Origin of the sequence: Legionella busanensis, assembly GCF_900461525.1 — a bacterium.
Taxonomy (GTDB): domain Bacteria; phylum Pseudomonadota; class Gammaproteobacteria; order Legionellales; family Legionellaceae; genus Legionella_C; species Legionella_C busanensis.
In genome coordinates, this window is the sequence record NZ_UGOD01000001.1 from 246,058 (window position 1) to 266,452 (window position 20,395).

Below are 20,395 nucleotides of genomic sequence, written 5' to 3' on the forward strand. Positions count from 1 at the left end.
TATTCCTCTTTATTAATAAGCAAATGGCCTATAGGGTTGTTTGAAGGTTAAATCTTTCACAACAATGATATTAAAACGGTAACCCGGGCGAACGTTAATCGTGGGCGAGATATTCAGATTTTTAGAAACCAATTGCGATGTCACTTCACCTAACTGCTGTCCTAATGCCTGGCTTAAAACGCTGCCTGCAGTTGGTTGGCTGTAGCCAAACTGATTAGGCTGATTTAGATTCTGGCTGTAAGTGATACCCGCAACAATGCCGGACATCAGAAGCGCTGAGCCATAAATTCTTGCATAATGATGATTAACTTGATCACGAAATCCGGCAAGTCCTGCACTGTCGGCGCCCGGCATAGAGCCGATATCGAATGCTTTGCCGTCAGGAAACACCAATCGTTGCCAAGCCACTAATACTGAATTTTGGCCAAAACTCACCTCATTGGAATAAATACCCACTATCTTTGTTCCTTGAGGAATTAAAAGATATTTACCTGAAGCGGTGTCATAAACGTTTTGGGAAACCTGGCCGATAATTTGCCCTGGCAGTTCAGAGGTAATACCACTCATCATGACGCCTGGGATGACGCTACCTGCTCTCAGTTCATATCGGCTATTTGGGTTTTCAAGCTTTGAATTTAAATGCCAGCGCGCTTCATCTTCTTTCCCACCTAATGTGTGTGGCATCGGTTTAGTGTTTCTGCCTTGTAACAACAGAAGTTGCTCTTTAAATGCAAGTGATTTATCCGACTCGAAGGTGACATCAGGAGTGCTTAGGGATGTTTTTATAGTTTCCCGGTTATTAAGCCGTTGGTTATCCACCATAATCATTGTTTTCGCTTTGACTGCTTCTTCAAAGGCTTGTGTTTTTTCCTGGCGAATACGCTCTATTTCAGCATCAGGGATATCTTGATTAACGATCTCTTGCTTTCGAGGTAAGTTTTCTTGTCCAGGTACGGGCAGATAAACCTCTTGATTGGTTGTTACGTCATCTTGTGGCGGTATCACAGCAACTTGGTGATTTCCTATCACATCATAAGCCAAAGTCATGGTGCTTTTTCTAAGATTTTTAACCTTGGCCATCTGAACTGGATGTTCTTGTGCCATGGCTCTTTTATTGGCAACGAGCGCTATTAATATGACAAAAACAGTCAAAATACCCACAGCAATAAGCAGTGGCACATTATTGACGCGCTTTACACCGATTGGCTTAAGCTTTTGCGGTGAGTAGTCCTTTGATAGCAATTGAGTATCTTGGTCCATCTGTTTTACTCCTTATGAGACCATGCGCTGACAGGGAGAAGTTTTTTGTTTGTTTGAGCATAAACCTTACTGAGCGTCTGTGAGCCGATATAAAGGCTGGTTCGATAAAGGTTGCGTGGCTCAATTTCATCAACCACATAGAACAAATTGGCTTTCTGCTTTGGACAATTCGTTTCAATCACGCCATACCCTTTCTTTCGCAGTTCGTACATTAGGTTCATGCCGAAGGCGTCCTTTACCTTTTGATTAATACAAAACGTATGTTGAGCAGGCGGATAGACCTGTCTTAATTGAGCTACCGCGTCTTGCGCCAGATAAGCATCTCGACTTTGAGAAACGGGTGTAAAATTCCCATAACGTATGCCAGTACAACTTGAAAGCATCACAGCAAGCCATAAAATACATAATTGCCTCATCATGCGCACCTCGTAATGGTAATTTTTTCTTGTGCTCGTCCACTTCCAACAACTAGGATGGCCTTATCAAAAACGCTATCAACGATGTAGCGGCAACCTTGCAGACGATAATTCACCATGACGGTTTCTGATTTTTGGAATAAGCCACGGCTCCTTAAAACCAATAACGCAGGCGCTTCGCTTTGAGCGATAGCGCGAGGCATCTCAATAATGGTTTTTACGCCATTGTTATAAACTCGAACTGGCTTAAATCGTGCCTTGCCATCAATTCGGTAGTTAAAGTTAAGACTGCCGAAGTACTCATTGATTTCTGGCAAGGTATTCTCTTTGCGTCTTTCTGCCTGAATTTGCTGAATTAAACGCCATTTCGCTTTTGCATCGTCAGGATAAATAAAAGAGACGTAAGGCATAAATTCAGAGCGATCTGACTTTAATCTAAAATGATAGGTTCTTCTGTCTGTGGTCACGACTAATGAAGAATCAAGATCAACATCTTTAGGCTTAATGAGTAGATGGATTTGTTGAGTGGCGCCTGCGCCGGTAATAGATGGCTCGATGATAAAGCGTGGATCGCCCACATTAATATCATTCAACTGCTCGCCTGATTGCAGAGCAATATCACAAACCTGCAAAGGGGCACAGACCACTCTGATTTGTCCTGAGCCATAAATAAAACTTACCGAGCCATCGGAAGAAGCGAAGGGTTTACTGGTTTTATCTCCCTTTTGCCAACGCGCTGCAATGTCTAAAGCCTGTTTTTCTTGGTGTGTGAGCTTGGGATCGCTATCAGAAAAATAACGATTCGCAAGTTCCTTATTATCTAGAGCAAAACTGGCCAAGGGCATCAGTAGACAAAATGAGAGCATTCTTTTTTTCATGTGTTTTCTCCATGCTTTAATTCATATGACCAGTTAAAATCGCGAACATAAATTAAGTGAGGGTTCTTCAAAATAGACGCATTAGAAACATCATTCAGTTCGTTATCTTGATACATCGTGAGCATGGCTTTCATCTTGTAAGGCTTTTCTTTAAGCGTTCCGTCGCGATTTCTCACCGTTTCAACCCAATCAACCTGCCAAGTTTCATCAGACTCCTTAAGCACTGAGCGAATTTCAATACTGACAAGCTCATGCCTTGCTCTTTCAAACGGATTAGATTGTTGTTTATCGTTATAAAAATCCTGAACTTTGGCGAGTGCTGCATCATTAGAATTTAAATAGGAATAAACTTGAAAGATGGCTTTCTTTTGTAGTTCGCTATCAACGCTAACCATGCGAATACTTTCAATGAAGTGGGCCGCTGCTGCTCGATAGTCATCTATACTGACTGGCCCAACCCTATCCGCACGCGTGACTGACAAGGTATTGCCATTAGCATCTTGTTGAAAAACTAAGGGAATAAATTTAGATTGGCTACCAATGGATATCAGTCCGCCAACAGCAGCTAGCGCCACTAAAAGGCTACTTAAACCCACTAGTTGCCAAACCTGTAGCGATTTCATCAAGCCTGCCGTATGAACGTTCCATGCTCTTTTAGCGTTGAGATAGGGATTATCAGTTAACGCTTCGTTCTTCCCTTGAGGTTTTGGAGTATTAGTCAGTTGTTTTATTTTTTTCATGCTGCTTCTCCGTACTGTTTCATCTGGACTCCCTTTTCTGAGAGCCAGTGGGATACCCATTCGTCACCATATTTCGATTCGAGCTGCTTCATACGTTCAATAGAGTCAGGATCAGTCGCCCCTACAAAAGCGAGTGCCATAGGGCCTAAAGCAAGTTGATAAAGCCGTTGTCCTTTTTCGCTGACATAATAGTAATCACGTTTAGGTTGAGCCGATGCAATAATGTCAATTTGACGTGGATTTAAGCCCATACGTTCATAAATCACACGCGTTTCAGGATCGCTTGCATACAAATTGGGTAGAAAGATTTTGGTAGCTGTTGATTCAACAATAATATCTAAAATGCCAGAACTCGCTGCATGTGATAAATGTTGTGTTGCCATAAAAACCACACAATTTTTCTTAGCCATGGAATCAAGCCACTCAGCAATCTTGTTTTTAAAGACAGGGTGCGCGAGCATCAGCCATGCCTCATCCAGTAAGATGAGTGTTGGACGCCCATCGAGTGACGTTTCAATACGCCGAAACAAATAAAGCAACACAGGAAGGGCGAATTTTTCGCCCAAACTCATTAAGTGCTCAATCTCGAAAGTCATAAATGAAGACAAGCTCAAGCCATCACGTTCAGCATCTAATAAATGACCCATCAAGCCATCAATCGTATACTGCTTCAGGGCCTCTCGAATGGATTCATCCTGAATGGTCATAACAAATTCTGATAACGTTTTAGAGCCACTTTGATGCATGCTGATAATGGCGTGAGCGATTTCATTGCGCTGAATAGGTGTGGTATCTAAACCATTTAATGTCAAAATTGTATCAATCCACTCCATAGCCCAAGCTCTGTCTGCCTGGGTATCTAAAAACTGTAAAGGAGCAAAGGAAAGGCGTGAATCTTTATCAGCAATCGTGTAATGCTCGCCGCCCGTCGCTTTGCAGGTTGGATACATAGACAGACCCTTATCAAAAGAATAAATACGAGCATCTTTGTAACGACGCCAGGATAATGCAATTAAGCCAAGGTGAGTGGATTTGCCAGAGCGGGTGGGGCCAAACATAATGCCATGGCCTAAGTCTCTAACATGAAGATTTAGGCGAAATGGCGCATTACCGCCGGTGAGGCAATGCATTAAAGGTGGTGATGAGGGTGGAAAAAGGGGGCAGGGCGCACTATTTTCACCTGTCCATATGCTAGAAGTTGGCAATAAATCTGCTAAATTCATGGTGTTAATCAAAGGCCGCCTGATATTTTCGACACCATGGCCAGGTAGGCTGCCTATAAAGGCATCCATGGTATTAATGGTTTCTGTTCGTGCTGTAAAGCCCAGCGCATTAATGTTTTTCTCAATAAAGAGCGCCGCTCTTTCAACTTTTGCCCGATCCTCATCCATTAATACAACCACTGAGGTGTAATATCCTTGGCCCACCAGCCCTGAATTAGTTTCAGCAATGGCTGCTTGCGCATCTTTCACCATGTCCATCGCATCTTCATCAATAATGCCTGAATTGGTATTAAAGAGCTGATCGAAAAAGCCTCTAACTTTTTGTTTCCATTTTTTGCGAAATTTAGTGTAGTGCGCTATTGCCTCATGCGTATCCATAAAGATAAAGCGAGAATTCCAGCGATATTCAACAGGAAGTTGGGTTAGCGCTGTTAAAATACCCGGATAAGACTCCATAGGAAAACCTTCAATGGCCACGCATTGAATAAATTTTCGACCAAGCTTTGGGATAATGCCTGTAATTAATTCTTGCCCTCCTATCATGGCATCGAGATAGATAGGATTTTTAGATAAATTAACGGGATGATTTAGTCCCGTAATGCAGAATTGTAAATATCTTAAAAAATGGTCGTGCACGACAACGTTACCTTCATTATCAACAAACTTTTCAGCCTTAAGTCTTTCCAAATGAAGGGCTGAACTCATGCGTGATTCAAAATTTCGGCAGGCCTGCTTAAACTCTTCAATGAGCTGATTCGTTTTTGCTTTCTGACTTAAATGCTCGCCTGAATCATCAAACATCAACTCAACAAAACGCTTTTGTGCCAGTACCGGCGGATACCATGTTAACGTGATAACAAAATAGCCTTCATATAAGGTCCCTACACCTTCAAATAGTTGCCTTCTTTCTTCATCAACTGCCATTGATATGGTATCGGGAAAGTAAGAATAGCCACGCTCACTGTAACCAGGAGCAGCACGTCTGATTGCATCCACATGAATCATCCAGCCATTGCCCATGACAGACAACGCTTGGTTGATGCGAAAGGCCATCATTTCACGTGCCTTATCCGTTATATTGGCAATATCCTCACCTTGATAAAGCCAGGCCGCCATAAATGAGCCGTTTTTACCGATAATGACGCCATCATCGACAACTGAGGCATAGTTAAGTAAATCAACCAGTCCCGCTGCATGGCTTCGATACTGTTTGATAGAGGATTTACGGCTTTTCCTACGAACTTCCCAAAACAAAGTACCTAACAGGACAAGTCCCCCGATGCTGATTAAAAAAGTAATTAATTCAATCATGCATAACCTCGTTTATTGTTTCTAAAAGGGGTTGAACGAGCAGGATAATAGGCCTGATAACGTCTTTGTCTTAAATAAATTGCTCTCATATATGCATCAGATTTAGCCATGATTCTTAAGCCCTTCAATGATGCAAACCACAGTAAAATACCCGCGACCGCTGCTAGCCAGTCTTGGGCCGCAAAGACCAAAATGGCGGATAATAATCCTGAGAACATAACCAACTCACGGTCTCCGCCCATAAACAAGCTGGGACGGTTACCGCATCTATGTATAGGGATAGTACGAAGAGTCATACTCTCGATTCCGTTACAATCTTCTCAGCAGAAGGCTTTGAAATTTCTGCCCCTTTGCCAGTAATGGCTGTTAGCGTGTTTTCTGCGGCAACTAAGAATGAAAGCACCAACACAAAAAAAACTAAGGAGCGCATAAAGCCATTCATCTCACCACCAAAAATAAGTGTGGCGCCAGCAGCGACCAACCCAATAATCGCAGCGGAAAAAGCAAAAGGGCCTGTCACTGATTTTTGTATTTTGGTTAGCCATGAGTCGAAGGGAAGGCCGCCACCTGCATTGGTTGCGCATGCAGGATGAGTCATTAACAGTAGCAATAAAAACACTGTTCCTAGCAACCATAAGCTCTTAGAATTGAAGTTAATTACGTGATTCATTCATTCTCCTTAAACAAGTTTTTCAATATTGTAATGACCATTTTTGTAGCCATTTATGGATATGATTTCTTCTACTCGGCGTCCTATGGGGGTCCTGGCGATATACACTACACAATGAACCGCTTCAGCAATTAAAGGTTCGATTTCAGCAGGAGCCGCAGGATTTCGAGTGATAAGAGATTTCAAGCGATAAAGTCCGGAAAGCGCGCTATTAGCATGCAAGGTAGCAGCGCCACCTTCATGGCCAGTATTCCATGCATCAAGTAAATCAAGCGCTTCACTACCTCGAACTTCACCAACGAGAATTCGATCTGGCCGCATTCTAAGTGTGGTTTTCAAAAGTTGGGTCATACTGACATTCAAAGTAGTGTGGTATTGAACAAAATTCTTAGCCCTACATTGGATCTCGCCTGTATCCTCAATAATAAAAACGCGTTCATTAGGAAAATTAATAACCATTTCATTGATAATGGCGTTTACTAATGTAGTTTTACCTGAACCAGTGCCTCCAACGATTAAGATGTTTTGATGTGCAACGACTGCTTCCTTAAGTAATGCATGTTGCGCTTTTGTCATAATTGCCGATTGTACATAGTCATCTAGGCTGAAAACCGCTATGGCCTTTTTACGAATCGCAAAAGTCGGTTTTGAAACCACTGGTGGTAATTGTCCTGCAAACCGAGAGCCATCCAGAGGTAGCTCTCCTTCCAAAATCGGATTAAAACGTGTTACTTCTTTACCATGAAAACCTGCAATTGTTTTGATGATGGATTCTGCACGAGCTTCACTAACACTACCTATGCAGCGCATCGTCTCGCCAAGTCGTTCCTGCCAAAGCCTACCATCAGCATTCAGCATGATTTCAACAGTTTTGGGATCATTTAATGCTTGTTCAATCACATTTCCTAAATCGCGCCTTAGCTTTTCACGAGCTCTGTCTTTAACTGTTATTCCTTGTTCTTCTGATGCTTTCATAGGCTTATTTCCTAAATCTTATAGCTAATCACTGATGGCTTTCAGCCGCTCTGCCGTGTTTGAATTTACTGATTAAACGCTCAACAATGCTTTCTTTATTTGAAGGGTGATCATTGAACCAATTATCCTTCTGCCGCTCCCGATAAATCCGCCTTTGAATTTCATCACGGTGAACTGGAATTGACTGAGGTGCATCAAAAGCGAGTCTAACCTCACCGTTACGATATCCAACCACCGTACAGTAGACATCTTCACTAATCACAACTGACTCTCCGACTTTTCTTGTTAAAATCAACATGCTGTTTCTCCTTTTGTTATAAATGGGCACAAGGCCTGATTTCTCTTTAATCTTGAGCCGCAGAACAATTGAAGTTTTTATCGTTAGCGAGTTTGAGATTGGCCAAACGTGCACTCGCTAATTTGCGCATAAAAATTTGTTTGCCATCGACATCAACATGAGGGGGAGCTTGAATACCTACTACGATGCTGCCTTCATGCTCAAACAAAATTTTGATTTTGATTTGACCTTTATTAATTAAAATTTGCTCGCCAACGCGACGGGTTAAAACGATCATGTGCTTTCTCCTATAGTTTCATGTTTAACTGTTGTTTTATTTTCGCGAGATTAAATGCCGCCACCTCTAAATTACGTGGACGCTCTTTTTCTACCCGCCTAATAAAGTTATGTCTGCGTTTAATATCACGGCACATATCAACAAACTGGGGTAAAGTGGGTGGGAATTCGCGATTAGTACGACACTCTTTAATTGCAAGCTCAAAAGTCCTGTCATCAATTTCGCAGAGTGCTTCTTGCCACTGTTGCTTCATAAATTTAATAAAATTTTCCTCTTTTAATTGGTTGCGCCAGAGTTGCCCATAAAAAGCGCCGAACTGTAAAAATAACCTATTAATACGTTTCGCGTTCATTGGCACGCCTTGCGAAGCTGATGACATTGCTGGCTTCATCTTCGCCGTTTTTTCCAGATTCATCTTCACTGCCGGAACCGCAGCTGCTCCAGAGCGGGTCGTAAGCGGTAGGTTGTGTATGACTTGTTTCATAATTTGCATTTTTAATGTCCTGAGAATAGTGTGTTAACTCATCAGCCCAGCATTGCTGTGCCAGCCAATTTGCTGGGTTTTTCCAATTTGGTACCCAAAGGCCTTGTGCTTTTTGTTGTTGGATAAAATTAATTTGTGCTTGTAGTGCTGAAAGGATCTGCTCAATCAACTCATCCGAAGGGTTAATCTCTTGAAAAACTTTCCAAGCATATTGTTGGGATTTTTTGATAGGATAAAGTTCCCAAAAACGTGAGAATTGCTTAAATAAAAAAATATAATAATTATTATATTGAGGTATGGCGGCTTTTGCGGTTTTTGGTGTGGCGGAATGAATCGAATTGTTGTCGAAAACCCTTATTTCTTCTGCGCTATCTCCATTAATTGGGGTGGCGGTTTGGTGTGGCGGTTTAATGGCTAGTTTATTTTGAACAGACTTATACACTTCCACCAACATGCATTTAAAAATAAGATTTTTCTCAGTGCAAAGTGATTCTAAAAGACCTGCTTTTACTAGTCCTCTAAGTGCGCGTCGTAATTGATCTTTACTAGGGCTACCACTTTGAATGCCAGGATGAGGTTCAATATAAAGAATTTCAGAGATAGATTGGTAACTGACTCCTCGTTTTACCCCTACGATACCAGTTTCATAATCCACATAAGGACGCAATCCCTGCAAGTAGACTAAACGTTGTAGAAAAGGCAGCCCATTCAATGCTGATAATTCCTTATTGTTAATTGTTAAATAATCCATTGCACATCCGTTTTTTAATTCGCCAAATTTCTAATATTGTGATATCTTTTTTAATATTCTTGTCGTTTTAACACAATACGTGCAAAATAATATTGAATTTAACACATATAGAAATATAGTCAATTTATTTTTCCATAATGAGAGAAAATAATAAAAATGAATATAAAAGAAAAAATTGGCCAGAGAATTATGGAAGAGCGGAAAGCTAAAGGCTTAACTAGAAAAGCTTTAGCTGAACTCACAGATGATCTTAAGCAGTCACGTATTAATAATTGGGAGCATGGGGCAAGAACCCCGGGGCCGGAGGAAATTAGGCAATTAGCCAAGGTACTTGAAGTTGAGCCTGCATATCTTATGTGCTTAACAGATATTAAGCATATACAGATACCTAAAACACATGTTGGTGCTTTAATTCCTTTATTAAAGAAAGAAAAGATTTCTCAAGTTAAAAGGTATATTGATGATTTAAAAGATCAAGAAGGGCAGGTTGATCAAGAATTTATTCCAATTAGTAACAAATTAGCTGAAACGGTAGGAAAGTATGCTTTTGCATTGCAGGTGTTTGATGAAAGCATGGAACCAGAGTTAAAGATTGGAGATATTTTGATTGTGGACCCAGATGTAGAACCGAAACCAGGTAATTTCGTTGTGGCTCAACTTGATGGTGAAGAAATTTTTATCCGGCGTTTTAAGCAATTAACAACCTTTAAATCTTTAAGCAGATTTGAGTTATTAGCAATTAATATGCATTGGGCAACAATACAAATAACAGAAGAGATCCCATGTAGGATATTAGGTACAGTAGTCAATTTGAATAGATCATTAATCTAGATTTATCAGTGTCTAAATAAGGTATACCTTAATTGGACATCAGAATAATAAGCAAATCACTGTCAGAAAAATATGGTTTCACTATTTACTGACATTTTTAGTAGAAAGTCATGGAATTCAACCTGACAAATTAATTGGATTAATATGCTTGGAAAAAAATTAGGTTATGTTCGTGTTAGTAGTTTTGATCAAAACCCTGAGCGGCAATTAGAAGGCTTACAGTTAGATAAATTATTTATAGACAAGGCTTCAGGCAAAGATACCAATCGTCCGCAACTTGAAGCGCTTATCGCTTATGCTCGTGATGGTGATACAGTTTATGTCCATAGCATGGATAGACTTGCTAGAAATCTTATTGATTTAAGAAAGCTAGTGAATCAATTTACAAAGAGTGAAGTTAAGGTTGAATTTATCAAGGAAAAATTAACCTTTAGTAGCGATAATTCTCCAATGGCTATTTTGTTACTTTCTGTTATGGGTGCTTTTGCAGAGTTTGAAAGGGCATTGATTAAGGAAAGGCAGCGTGAGGGCATTGAACTGGCTAAAAAGCGTGGTGCTTACGCTGGACGAAAAAAAGTGCTTACGGCTGACCAAGCCCTTAGCCTTAGAGAAAGGATAAAAGCAGGGGAGAAAAAAGTAGCGCTTGCTCGGGAACTAGGTATCAGTAGAGAAACTCTTTACCAGTATCTAAGATTAGGAAACTCTTAATATGATTTGGGAGGAGCTTAAAGAAATAGGGCAAATAGAAGTTGATGGTGAATGCTTTTCTTTGATCCATTTAAGAGATAAAAAATATAATTTTCTTATTGAAAGTCAACCTGGTTATTCGGAACTATCATTTGATCTCCTGGTGCAATATAGCAGCCACTGTGTAAGTTATGGTCAAAAGCATAATGAAGAGAGTATAACAGCTCATCTCTTTGATCATCGAAACAACCCTCGGTCATTTTGTAAACACCGCTATAACCTTTCTCAGCAGTTACCAGAAATCTTTAATAATATTTTAACTAAAGTCTTTTATTTCACAGGGCATGATAATTGGCTTTTAATAGAAATCATTGATGAAAATGGCTTAAAGTCAGATTATGAAATATTTTTCAGACTGCATCGAGAAACTGGAAGGTTTTTACGCCTTTACGTTGAAAGCGCTTATATTCGAACAGAAGAGGGCTTGATTAGGAAGCCTAAGCATTTTGCAAGGCAAGAAAAAGTTAAGGCTAAAACATTATTTTCTAAGAAGCTTAGAAACGAGTCCATACGCAAACCACCGGTGCGAAGATAAAAAAGAAAAACCCCAATTAAGGGGTTCTTCTCTCGGGTATTCTTGGTTATCTCAGCACGGCTGAGACCGACAAGTCGGCGATTGATGAACACCATTTCTAATAGAAATAGCCCCGTACATATTCATCTATGTATAATTTTAATACTAAACATGAGATTTGTAAATATTTTATTTAGTTCTAAACTGTCTTTACATAAAATGTTGTCTCTAAAATTGAATCATCAACAATAATAAGAATTAAAACACCACAATTAGGGTAATCCAAATATACTGTTTACGCCTAAGTGAAGTGGTTCATTAGTTTGAGTTATTACTTTAATAGCTAAAGATTGCAGCTGGCTGGAAAACATTGCTTTGATCTTTTTCTAAATTGATGAGGGAAAATTAGATATGAATAAAGCAGAAAGCTACGGTAGTATTGGAGATAAAATTACTGATACAGCTGGGTAAGCAATTAATATACAAGTGAAAGCTGAGTTGATACGTCAAATTGTAGCGTGTATTAAAAAATAATTGGAAGCAAATCGAAGTGACCCGGTATTGCGAAATTATACAGCTTTATTTAAGTGATATGCTAGGTGGGTGGAACTCTCGGTTTTCATTAGATACAGTGGTAAATATTGCAGCCACTATAAGTCAACGGGTTCATATTTAATTAGAAGCTGCTTAACCTATGACATTTGAATTATAAAATTTGAACATGATGTTGGGTAATAATAATGGTCAAAAAATATGAAATTAAAATTGTATTCGACACTAGTGGCCTACATACCAAAGTAGCCCATGATCTTTTTAATAAAGCAATTTTTGAATTAATACAAAGGGAATCAAATAGAACAGATATAAGTTTAACTTGGTTTTTTCCAAGAGTCGTAATCCAAGAAAGGCAGTATCAAATGCAAAAAGTTGCAGATGATTTGCTTCCTTCGCTTGATAAAATTGAAATTCTACTTGGACATAAGTTAAATATAACTAGTGATATATTAGCACACCGAGTGGAAGAAACTATCGTTAAACAGCTTAAAGATAGTAAAATTCAAGTAATTGAATTAGATCATTCCATAATTAATCTTAAAACAATTATTGAAAATGCTTGTTTTCGGCGTTTACCTTTTTCAAAAGGTAAAGAAGAGAAAGGCTTTCGAGATGCCATGATTGCCGAATCTTTTTTCCAGTTGGTTAACAACTCACCTAAATCTTCTACATCATGTAAATTGGTTTTTTTTACTAATGATACTGAATTAAAACAGTATATAGAAAACCAATTAACTGGTAATAAAAATATAATTGTGTTGTCAAGCGTTGAAGAAATTGAGGGATTAATAAATACTTTAGCTTCTGAAATTGATGAAGATACGATAAAGAGGTATCAAGATTTAGCAGCTGCTTATTTTTTTAATCAGGAAAAAAAAGAGGGCAAATATTTCTCTGAAAAAATACAAAATAAAATTGAAAATGAATTTAGTTCTGAACTAAATAAATGCCCTGAAGGATTAAATATACAGCGACAAAATAAAATTTGGCTCATTTCTACTCCTCAATTTATTCAGAAAGAAAGGACACGATTAAGTTGGGTTTCACGTATCGAGGTAGAATTTGAGCTTTATGAGTATTTATCTGAAAAGTTAGGCTTATTAGAAAATAGTAATAAATTTGATAGGCTTAAGGACTTATCTAATAGTTTGTTTTCAATTGATAAAAACATTAAAATTTTAAATCAAACAGGTTTATTTAGTGGCAATTTACCAAGCAAAAAAATTATTTCCAATGGCAAATCAATTTTTGATGTTAGGTGGAGTGTAACCTTAGGGGCTAAAAATAATTATAAAAATTTTGTTATCGATGAGATAAATTTTATAGATACAGTATTTAATGAATAAGTATTTCTGAAGTAATAATTTCCCCTGAAAATAAGTTAAATTTAATTTAAAATTTAGCGGCACCAAATCGGCACCATTTGCAGACAATTTCAGACCATGAAAGACAACTTGATGTACTTAAAGAAAATGCATTAGCCTAGAATTGGGGTGGTTTTTCATGGTATTTGATTGTATTTCATGAGTAAGGTAAAGACAGTGGTAGCGGGTTCAATTCCCGCCGCCTCCACCATAATTAATTGATTTATAATACAAATAAATCTTTTATTAAAGTGACATTTGCTATTAATAATCAATATAAGTTTAAATTTATCAAGACATCACTTCATCTTTCTGCTTTCTATAGTATTGTCTTGTTTTTATCCTCTATTAAATCAAACGGCTCCTATATAAAAGCCCTCAAAAACGCGCAGCCTAAATCTTCATTGCAAGAATATTGCTTTAAGTAATTTAGGCATTTCTGGGTTTAAATTGCTCTTTATACAGCAACTTTAACTGTTAAATAGAGTTCATTTGCTGATAAAGAACCTGACCAATTGGGAATGGTTTCGGTCATAATCGGTGCACCTGTAGATGCGCTCAATCGGGTAATTAAATTATCATTAGATACAAAAGTTCCTGCATTAAAGTAACGGTATCCAATATCAAAACTGAATCTATTTTTTTTGAACTCAAGCCCCGCATTTAATTGCCAAGCAAAAGATGCGCGGGTTTTATCTTGCATTACAGAAGTCACGCCTGAGTTAGTATCTAAAACAGTATGAAAATTACTTATTGTGTTATATGAAACGCCGATTCCGCCACCAATTACAGGTTGAATCAGGCCAAAATTTCCTATTTCATAAGCAAGTATGTCAGACCACTCTTGTCCATAAAGGGTACCATTAAACATGATGGAATTACTATTTAAGTCAAAATACCTTGTTCTATCACCAAAGGGATTGGGATTATTTGATGATTGGAATCTCTGATGTTTTCTATAAGTATAAATTCCACGAAAGGAATAACTAATATCAACAGAGACTAAAGGGTTAATCATATAACCAATCCCTGCTGTATAGATAGGCACAGTACCTAAAGAACTATCGTAGCCATCTGGCGATGGGTTCCAATGATTTGGATCCGTAACAATGTTAGAGGTATTAGACCAACTGACACCTGATCCAAATTCTAAGAACCAGGGCATGCAAGATAAATCAGGGCAAGGTTTTATTTCTCCCATTGTTCCAGCAAATGAAACATTAAAGGCGGTTGCCAAAGCAGCGTAACTCAGAATTCTAATTCTCGCCATTTGTATCCTTATAGTTTGTTATTTATGACCGTTATTATGATATAACCAATAATCGTTTATAGTTAATGGTTATAAAAAACTATATTACAAAAAAAATAGTTAACCCTGTAAATTAAGGCGTTTATTTATAAGCGTTTATATACAAAACCTTACTTAAACAAAGCAAAACTTATCAAACGGTAACTCTCTATTTTTCTAGCCTCTATATTACTAAACTTTAATTACGGCTGTATCGAAATTACATCGCCTGAGACCTTCTTTGATCTATATTACTTTTTTCAAGTGCTTCAATTTCTATTAGTGGAATCTTTGATATGTCTTTTTGTTGCACATCAAATTTCTCTTGAATAACATCCATTTATATGGTTAATTTTTTATCTCCCATTATTTTGGATGTCAGCTGTAAAGTACTTAAATCCTCTAATACTTCATCCAATTTATCCTTAGAGAAATTTTCTTCGATTTGTTTTATTTTGTAAATTAATCTTATAGAAATAGCTTTTCAGGTAGTCTGGCTAGGGATAGCTATGAATTATTTAAATGCGATTAAAGGTAATTAGGCCATTAATTTAAAGTGGATTTAGTAAGATATTTAATTAAACGATGTGAAACCTATTGGCTATATAGAAGCTTCAATAAGGTAGCCTTATATCAAATTTTGCTAAAGTATGTAATGCTTTGGGGAAATGTTCGGGATGCCAATGATAATAATCTTGGTTCTCTTCACCTTTAGGCGTATCTATTAAATGTGAATTCCCTGGTTGATATTCTCCGACATGGCCTGTTTCAGCAGAGTAAACTAAAGGCCAAGTCATTAGTTTACTTGGAGCAGGATTATTATTTAAATGCACCTCAGTTGAAGTAAACGCTTTAAAGTTTGCTAATGCTTGTTGCCGCCTTTGTTCTGCATATAGCTCAGGATAAATGACGCATTGCGGATTATTTTTAACAAAGTCTTCTCCAAGCGTTACCCGGTAGTTATGGGCCCGTTGTGCAATTATTTGTTCTTGACATGCTACCTCATATCCTTGCTCAGGCCGGTTAATAACCGCGATTTCACTATCGCCACCTTGGCCACGCATACTCCGCTCATTAGCATTGGCACTACCACAAATCATTAAATGATTATCGACAGTTAAAAATTTAGAATGCACATAAATCGGACTGCGTTGGGCTGCATCTATGAGTTCACTTCTTGGTACACCCATCTTAGATGCCAATTGATTATACTCTTCTGTTGGGCCATACCATTGGGCTAAAAAATTAAAAGAGATAAAATGCCACCAAGGCTTATCTGTTCGTTTTTCAATTTCATTCATCATCCATTTTATAGTTAGCCATTGTAGTGTTCTTATAGAATCTACATCTAATTTACCTGGGGCACTAGTCGTGACGTTAGGCAGCATGGGTAAAGTGACAAAAACATGAAATGGCGTGTTTGCTTTAAATCGTTCCAAGATTTTATCTACTAATGCTTGAGGAATAGGATTAAAAGTGGCATGTTCTGGTTTTGCGTGGATTCCGGGCCCGCCTATTAAGTATTGTGTTTCTAGTTCAATAGAGTGTTTTGCCTCGGCAATAGCGTTTTTATAACCTAAAGCAATACTTCGCTCATAAGGTTTAGGCGCTGTCCAAAAATTACCATGAGAAGTTGCCATAGTAGAGCGTAAAAGCTGTGAATGCCATAACGCTTCAGGTTTGCGAAGCTCTGTGTAATTGAGTAGTTGAGTATGGCCTAGATTGCGACAGAAACGCTCTAAGCTGTGATAATGATGTTTATCTTTTGTTCTTTTATTCCAAAACTTTAATCTGCCATTATTGGCATTTTGCCAAGCTGAAACAAAATCGTTAAATATATCTGCAACCACAGGCCCAATGACCTGTTGATGGACATCCCGCCAGCCATAAGCATTAGGTGTCCTTTGCGTTGTATGCTTGGCATCATCCATGCGATCACGCGCAAGGTCTAAACCGCCATAAAAGGCTGTTAGTTTTCTTTTTTTGCTACCATTTTTATGTGTAAATTCTGCATCGGTAATGACTGCTTTTGAATGATGAGTATTGAAGTTATAAGTATGATTAACTGCTCGAAATTGTAAATTAGGAAGATCAGCTAACCCATTTTTAAGGCCCTTCACTCTTGCTAGCGCATCTAAATAGGCAATAGAATCATGATGGTAAGTTAATTTGTTATCCCAAAATTGGGCCCATACTTTAATAGCAATAACTAAGTTAGGATTGTCAATCGCTTTCTGAATTAATATTTTTCCTAAAGTAAAGGGTGAGGATTCATGCTCTGCTATTGTTTTAAGCTTTGGTTGTAAATAGTCAAGGTGCAGATTGATTTCCCATCCTTCTATACAAATTACATATTTTGCATTTTGAATACTTCTAACAATAGCCGGGAAAGCACCTTTAAGTTGCTCTTTAGGTACAGACATATCTTCATAAGCATTTAAAAAATGGATAACTTGATTTTCTGATCGGGCTGGCGCATGAGCACGTTTAATTTCTGGTACCGTCAAGCGCTTATATTTGATATGATTAAATTGTTGATAATTAACATAATAATGATTATTTGCTTGTATTTTTTGAAATTTTTTCACGAATTGTTGATAGTATCCCTCAATAATTGCTCGAGATTCTAGGTTAGATGTATTCTCCATCTGTTTTTTTAAATCTTCTATAAAGGCTTTTATTAATAAAAAAAGCTGATGGCTGTCTAGGGGATTACTAGAGGAAACAACAAATAATTGTTTATGATTTTTTATCAAATCGCCAAAGAGTTTATTATCACGATTGGCATTAATGGTGTCTTTTATTTTAGTTAACAGATGCATACAATCTGTTTGAAGTTTATCTTCTAAAATAACTATTAATTTGTTGAGCGCAGAATTAATATTTTTTTCTTTTTCGGGTAGAAAGCGTGTTATTTTTTCTCGAGTAAAAGTAATAAATTGTTCTATAGCCAGCTTGACTTTATTTAAATAAATTCGCAGGTGGCTGAAACGTGGGTTTAAAAGACTTTGTATTTGCCGAATTTGTTTGTGAAACTCTTTAATTTCTTCATCAGAAAAACGATCTCTATGAGCTAAAAATATAATTTCTAAATTAGCTAGAGTTTGAAATAATTCTTTTTTCTTAAAATCAATTAAGGTATTCAATTGATCTAGTATAGTATGAAGGACTTTACATTTATCTGCGTGCATCTTACTCTTTTTATGACCTATCTTTTGTAAGTGCACTTTTATTCTTTGTTGAAATCCTAATAACTCAAAAATTGTTAACTCAGTTTCTGCCTTCTCAAGCTCAGTTAAAATAGCTCGTGTTTGACTAAACCAGCCTTTATAAGCATTTTTAGCTAATAATGTATCTTCATTATCAGCAAGGCTTAAGTTTGCATTTAACCTAATTTTTGCAATATTAGCTTGAACAGGGCGTATTTTGACTGAAAAAAAATTGTGTGAATACATCAGTTATTTCGCTACAATAAAGAAAATTTTATCGGCTTCTATTCCGTTCTAAAATTAAATAAATATCAAATAAATTATTTTAATAATTAAAAAAATCTGGCTTATTATAACAATATATCTCTAAAGAGCAATTTTAGGGATAAAATAGAGCAAATAGTATAAAGATCTTGAGCTTTTAGTTAATTTAGAATTTAGATTATATTTTGAGGGATGTAGGTATGTATTTCAGATAAACGATAGGGGTAGTGTTTTTATACCTAGTCTAAAAAGTATAAGAGGAAGTATTAGATGATGTGTTGTTCGATGTTGCATACTGAAGCTCACCCAAATTATTATACTTTAATAATAAATCTTTGATTTCAATTAAAGAAGCACTATCGTTTATCCCTAACTCTCCTTCTTTATCCTCAATGATAGTACGAATATCTATAATGAGCTTACTATCAAATAATTGAGTTTCTTTTAATTTTTGTAACATTTGTTCACTAACATTGAGCCAGCTAATTGCGGCAGAAAGCTCTGGATGTAATTCCGATGAATGAGCTTTCCAACGGTATTTATCTCTAAGGGTACCTGAATGCCAATAAAGAGAATGACCAGTTCCACTTTGCTTAATAATTTTAGCTAAATCAATTTCTCTTGTCTCTTCCTTATAATATGAAATTTTCACATCTGAAGGCATAGCAGCTGCAAGACGAATAATTTTATTTTCAAGATCCTTTTTATAATTAATAAATAAAGAATTTAGGTGATTTAAATTATCTAATCTATCTTTAATTTTAAGGTAGTAAGGCACTTGAGTATGGCTGACAGTACCGAAGCCTCGCCCATGATGCTCAGCCAAAACTTTAAGAAAAGTATGTAATTCTTCTTGTGAATAACTATCTCTATCTTCTCTATTTAAAGTGGTTTCTCCTAAAACATTAGCGTCAAACTGTTTTTTTAATAGGCTCATAATGGTTGACCATGTTTTAGTATTACCATAATTGTTAAATCGCCACCAGGCTTGCTCTTCTCTAAGATAAGCATATTTTCCATTTTTTTCATTAATAAGAGTTATCAATTTTAATAGAGTTTTATTCGAACTAATTTTAGGTATGATTTTATTTAGACACTCTCGTGCATGTGCTTTTTTCTGAGCTAAATTTAAGTCATGTGCTTCACCAATAGCATCTAATTGGCTAAAGATAATATCTGGGCCATATTTATTGTAGTCGATTATGGTAGTATCTGAAAATTTAGCGTGGCCCCAATTCACCTTGTTTAAATTAGCATCAGTAAAATCTGCCCCGCTAAGATCAGCGCCTATTAGATTTGCGTTACTTAAATCAGAGCCCTGTAAATAAGTATTTGTTAAATTTGCACCTTCAAAGTTAGTAAAGGAGAGAGAACAATCTACAAGTATTGCATGACTAAGATTAGCTTGAGTAAATTTGCAATTTTGCATAGAAGATCGGTGAAATACTAAATATTGTAGATTTTTTTTTGTATAATCCTGTTTAGGATTAACTTCTGTACTTACATTTAATAGCTCAATATTACGGCTAAGAATTGTAAGAAGCTCTTGGTACAGGGCTTGTTCACTTTGCCTGTAAAGGTAAGTAGCTAGATTTCCTAAACAAGTAATTTTTTTTCTAATAATTTCCAATTTTAGAAGTTTTTCTAGAACTTCAAAGTTAATATTATATGTATTTTTTGGAAAATTTTTCATGTAATGAGTTAGTTTTTTTTCTGCTTCTTCTTTTAATGTTCTTTCTGAATCCTGTCTGGTTTCTCTTACAATTTTTAAAATTGATTGAAGTTTAGCAGTAATTATTTTTCTATGGTCTTCCCTAATTTTATCAATAGCTTCAGGAGTAGAAGTAAAGTTTATACAATCTTCAAGTTTCTCATTTTGAAAAGAGACATCAACAACTACGCTATCAACTTTTTTACCCAGTTTACTATAAAATTCAATACGGAGTTTGTCATGGCCTTTGCGCCACGCTTGAATAATAGCTTCTTGCAATGATTTAGTGTTATCTATACCTAATATAAACTTAATTACGGGATATGCCATAATAGGCTCTGATTTACTTTAATGCTAATTAACCTACATTTTTATTAATTATACAATAATTGAACATATAATTCACTCTATATATTTAATCCAATTTTTTTTAATTGTTTATAAAGTTTTTAATTAGAGTAGTAAACTTTATATCTACAATGACTAGGAAGTAATAAACTAAAAATAATTAATTAAATGCAGACTAAAAACATCATCTTCTTAAGAAAACCTTAAGTTTTCTCCGTTAAGGTAGCTTTCAGCAAAAAATTCGCCTCTCTAAACGCCAACCTCAAATGCAAGGGATTCAA

Annotated in this window: 19 protein-coding genes; 4 read left to right on the plus strand and 15 right to left on the minus strand. The window is 36.8% G+C overall.

Annotated elements, in window-relative coordinates:
- Nucleotides 1–12: 12 nt before the first annotated feature.
- The 12 genes from DYH30_RS01165 to DYH30_RS01220 are packed head-to-tail and all read right to left on the minus strand — an operon-like array spanning nucleotide 13 to nucleotide 9,283.
- Nucleotides 13–1,260, minus strand: coding sequence for a TrbI/VirB10 family protein (locus DYH30_RS01165; protein ID WP_115329737.1), 1,248 nt, complete (start codon nucleotides 1,258–1,260; stop codon nucleotides 13–15).
- Nucleotides 1,261–1,265: 5 nt separating this feature from the next.
- The gene (locus DYH30_RS01170; protein WP_115329739.1) at nucleotides 1,266–1,676 is read right to left on the minus strand and encodes a conjugal transfer protein TrbH; all 411 of its coding nucleotides are present in this window, start codon (nucleotides 1,674–1,676) and stop codon (nucleotides 1,266–1,268) included.
- Nucleotides 1,676–2,554 carry a P-type conjugative transfer protein TrbG gene (gene trbG / locus DYH30_RS01175; RefSeq protein ID WP_115329741.1) on the minus strand — a complete coding sequence of 293 codons (879 nt, stop codon included), beginning with the start codon at nucleotides 2,552–2,554 and terminating at the stop codon, nucleotides 1,676–1,678. The genes DYH30_RS01170 and trbG overlap by 1 nt, the downstream gene beginning before the upstream one ends.
- Nucleotides 2,551–3,294, minus strand: a complete 744-nt coding sequence (locus DYH30_RS01180) for a conjugal transfer protein TrbF (RefSeq protein ID WP_115329743.1) — start codon at nucleotides 3,292–3,294, stop codon at nucleotides 2,551–2,553. The genes trbG and DYH30_RS01180 overlap by 4 nt, the downstream gene beginning before the upstream one ends.
- Nucleotides 3,291–5,828 (minus strand): VirB4 family type IV secretion/conjugal transfer ATPase, encoded by a 2,538-nt coding sequence (locus DYH30_RS01185; RefSeq protein WP_115329745.1) that lies wholly within the window; start codon nucleotides 5,826–5,828, stop codon nucleotides 3,291–3,293. The genes DYH30_RS01180 and DYH30_RS01185 overlap by 4 nt, the downstream gene beginning before the upstream one ends.
- Nucleotides 5,825–6,124: a conjugal transfer protein TrbD gene (locus tag DYH30_RS01190; RefSeq protein ID WP_115329747.1), complete on the minus strand. Its 300-nt coding sequence runs from the start codon at nucleotides 6,122–6,124 to the stop codon at nucleotides 5,825–5,827. The genes DYH30_RS01185 and DYH30_RS01190 overlap by 4 nt, the downstream gene beginning before the upstream one ends.
- Entirely contained in the window at nucleotides 6,121–6,498 is a 378-nt protein-coding gene (locus tag DYH30_RS01195) for a TrbC/VirB2 family protein (protein WP_115329749.1), read from the minus strand. Before DYH30_RS01195 ends, DYH30_RS01190 begins: the two co-directional genes overlap by 4 nt.
- A gap of 9 nt (nucleotides 6,499–6,507) precedes the next feature.
- On the minus strand, nucleotides 6,508–7,473 hold the full coding sequence (gene trbB, locus DYH30_RS01200; protein WP_115329751.1) for a P-type conjugative transfer ATPase TrbB: 966 nt from the start codon (nucleotides 7,471–7,473) through the stop codon (nucleotides 6,508–6,510).
- Between the two features lie 28 nt (nucleotides 7,474–7,501).
- Entirely contained in the window at nucleotides 7,502–7,771 is a 270-nt protein-coding gene (gene csrA / locus DYH30_RS01205) for a carbon storage regulator CsrA (RefSeq protein ID WP_115329753.1), read from the minus strand.
- Nucleotides 7,772–7,817: 46 nt separating this feature from the next.
- Nucleotides 7,818–8,048, minus strand: a complete 231-nt coding sequence (locus tag DYH30_RS01210; RefSeq protein WP_115329755.1) for a carbon storage regulator — start codon at nucleotides 8,046–8,048, stop codon at nucleotides 7,818–7,820.
- Nucleotides 8,049–8,058: 10 nt separating this feature from the next.
- Entirely contained in the window at nucleotides 8,059–8,400 is a 342-nt protein-coding gene (locus DYH30_RS01215; RefSeq protein WP_115329757.1) for a Vir protein, read from the minus strand.
- The gene (locus DYH30_RS01220) at nucleotides 8,381–9,283 is read right to left on the minus strand and encodes a hypothetical protein (RefSeq protein WP_176579736.1); all 903 of its coding nucleotides are present in this window, start codon (nucleotides 9,281–9,283) and stop codon (nucleotides 8,381–8,383) included. Before DYH30_RS01220 ends, DYH30_RS01215 begins: the two co-directional genes overlap by 20 nt.
- A gap of 156 nt (nucleotides 9,284–9,439) precedes the next feature.
- On the opposite strand from DYH30_RS01220, the gene DYH30_RS01225 reads away from it, so the two are divergent.
- The 4 genes from DYH30_RS01225 to DYH30_RS01240 all read left to right on the plus strand — a co-directional run bounded on the left by DYH30_RS01225 (nucleotide 9,440) and on the right by DYH30_RS01240 (nucleotide 13,276).
- A complete protein-coding gene (locus DYH30_RS01225) occupies nucleotides 9,440–10,114 on the plus strand; it encodes a helix-turn-helix domain-containing protein (protein WP_115329759.1) in 675 nt (224 codons plus the stop codon).
- A 144-nt stretch (nucleotides 10,115–10,258) separates the two neighbouring features.
- Entirely contained in the window at nucleotides 10,259–10,822 is a 564-nt protein-coding gene (locus tag DYH30_RS01230; protein ID WP_115329761.1) for a recombinase family protein, read from the plus strand.
- A 1-nt stretch (nucleotide 10,823) separates the two neighbouring features.
- A complete protein-coding gene (locus tag DYH30_RS01235; protein ID WP_115329763.1) occupies nucleotides 10,824–11,396 on the plus strand; it encodes a hypothetical protein in 573 nt (190 codons plus the stop codon).
- A gap of 719 nt (nucleotides 11,397–12,115) precedes the next feature.
- Nucleotides 12,116–13,276 carry a PIN domain-containing protein gene (locus tag DYH30_RS01240; RefSeq protein WP_115329765.1) on the plus strand — a complete coding sequence of 387 codons (1,161 nt, stop codon included), beginning with the start codon at nucleotides 12,116–12,118 and terminating at the stop codon, nucleotides 13,274–13,276.
- Nucleotides 13,277–13,751: 475 nt separating this feature from the next.
- Here DYH30_RS01240 and DYH30_RS01245 read toward each other — a convergent pair whose 3' ends face one another.
- From DYH30_RS01245 to DYH30_RS01255, 3 genes are all read right to left on the minus strand, one after another.
- On the minus strand, nucleotides 13,752–14,564 hold the full coding sequence (locus DYH30_RS01245; protein ID WP_115329767.1) for an outer membrane beta-barrel protein: 813 nt from the start codon (nucleotides 14,562–14,564) through the stop codon (nucleotides 13,752–13,754).
- A 632-nt stretch (nucleotides 14,565–15,196) separates the two neighbouring features.
- Nucleotides 15,197–18,037, minus strand: coding sequence for a hypothetical protein (locus DYH30_RS01250; protein ID WP_115329769.1), 2,841 nt, complete (start codon nucleotides 18,035–18,037; stop codon nucleotides 15,197–15,199).
- Nucleotides 18,038–18,299: 262 nt separating this feature from the next.
- Nucleotides 18,300–20,096 carry a pentapeptide repeat-containing protein gene (locus DYH30_RS01255; RefSeq protein WP_115329771.1) on the minus strand — a complete coding sequence of 599 codons (1,797 nt, stop codon included), beginning with the start codon at nucleotides 20,094–20,096 and terminating at the stop codon, nucleotides 18,300–18,302.
- Nucleotides 20,097–20,395: the final 299 nt, after the last annotated feature.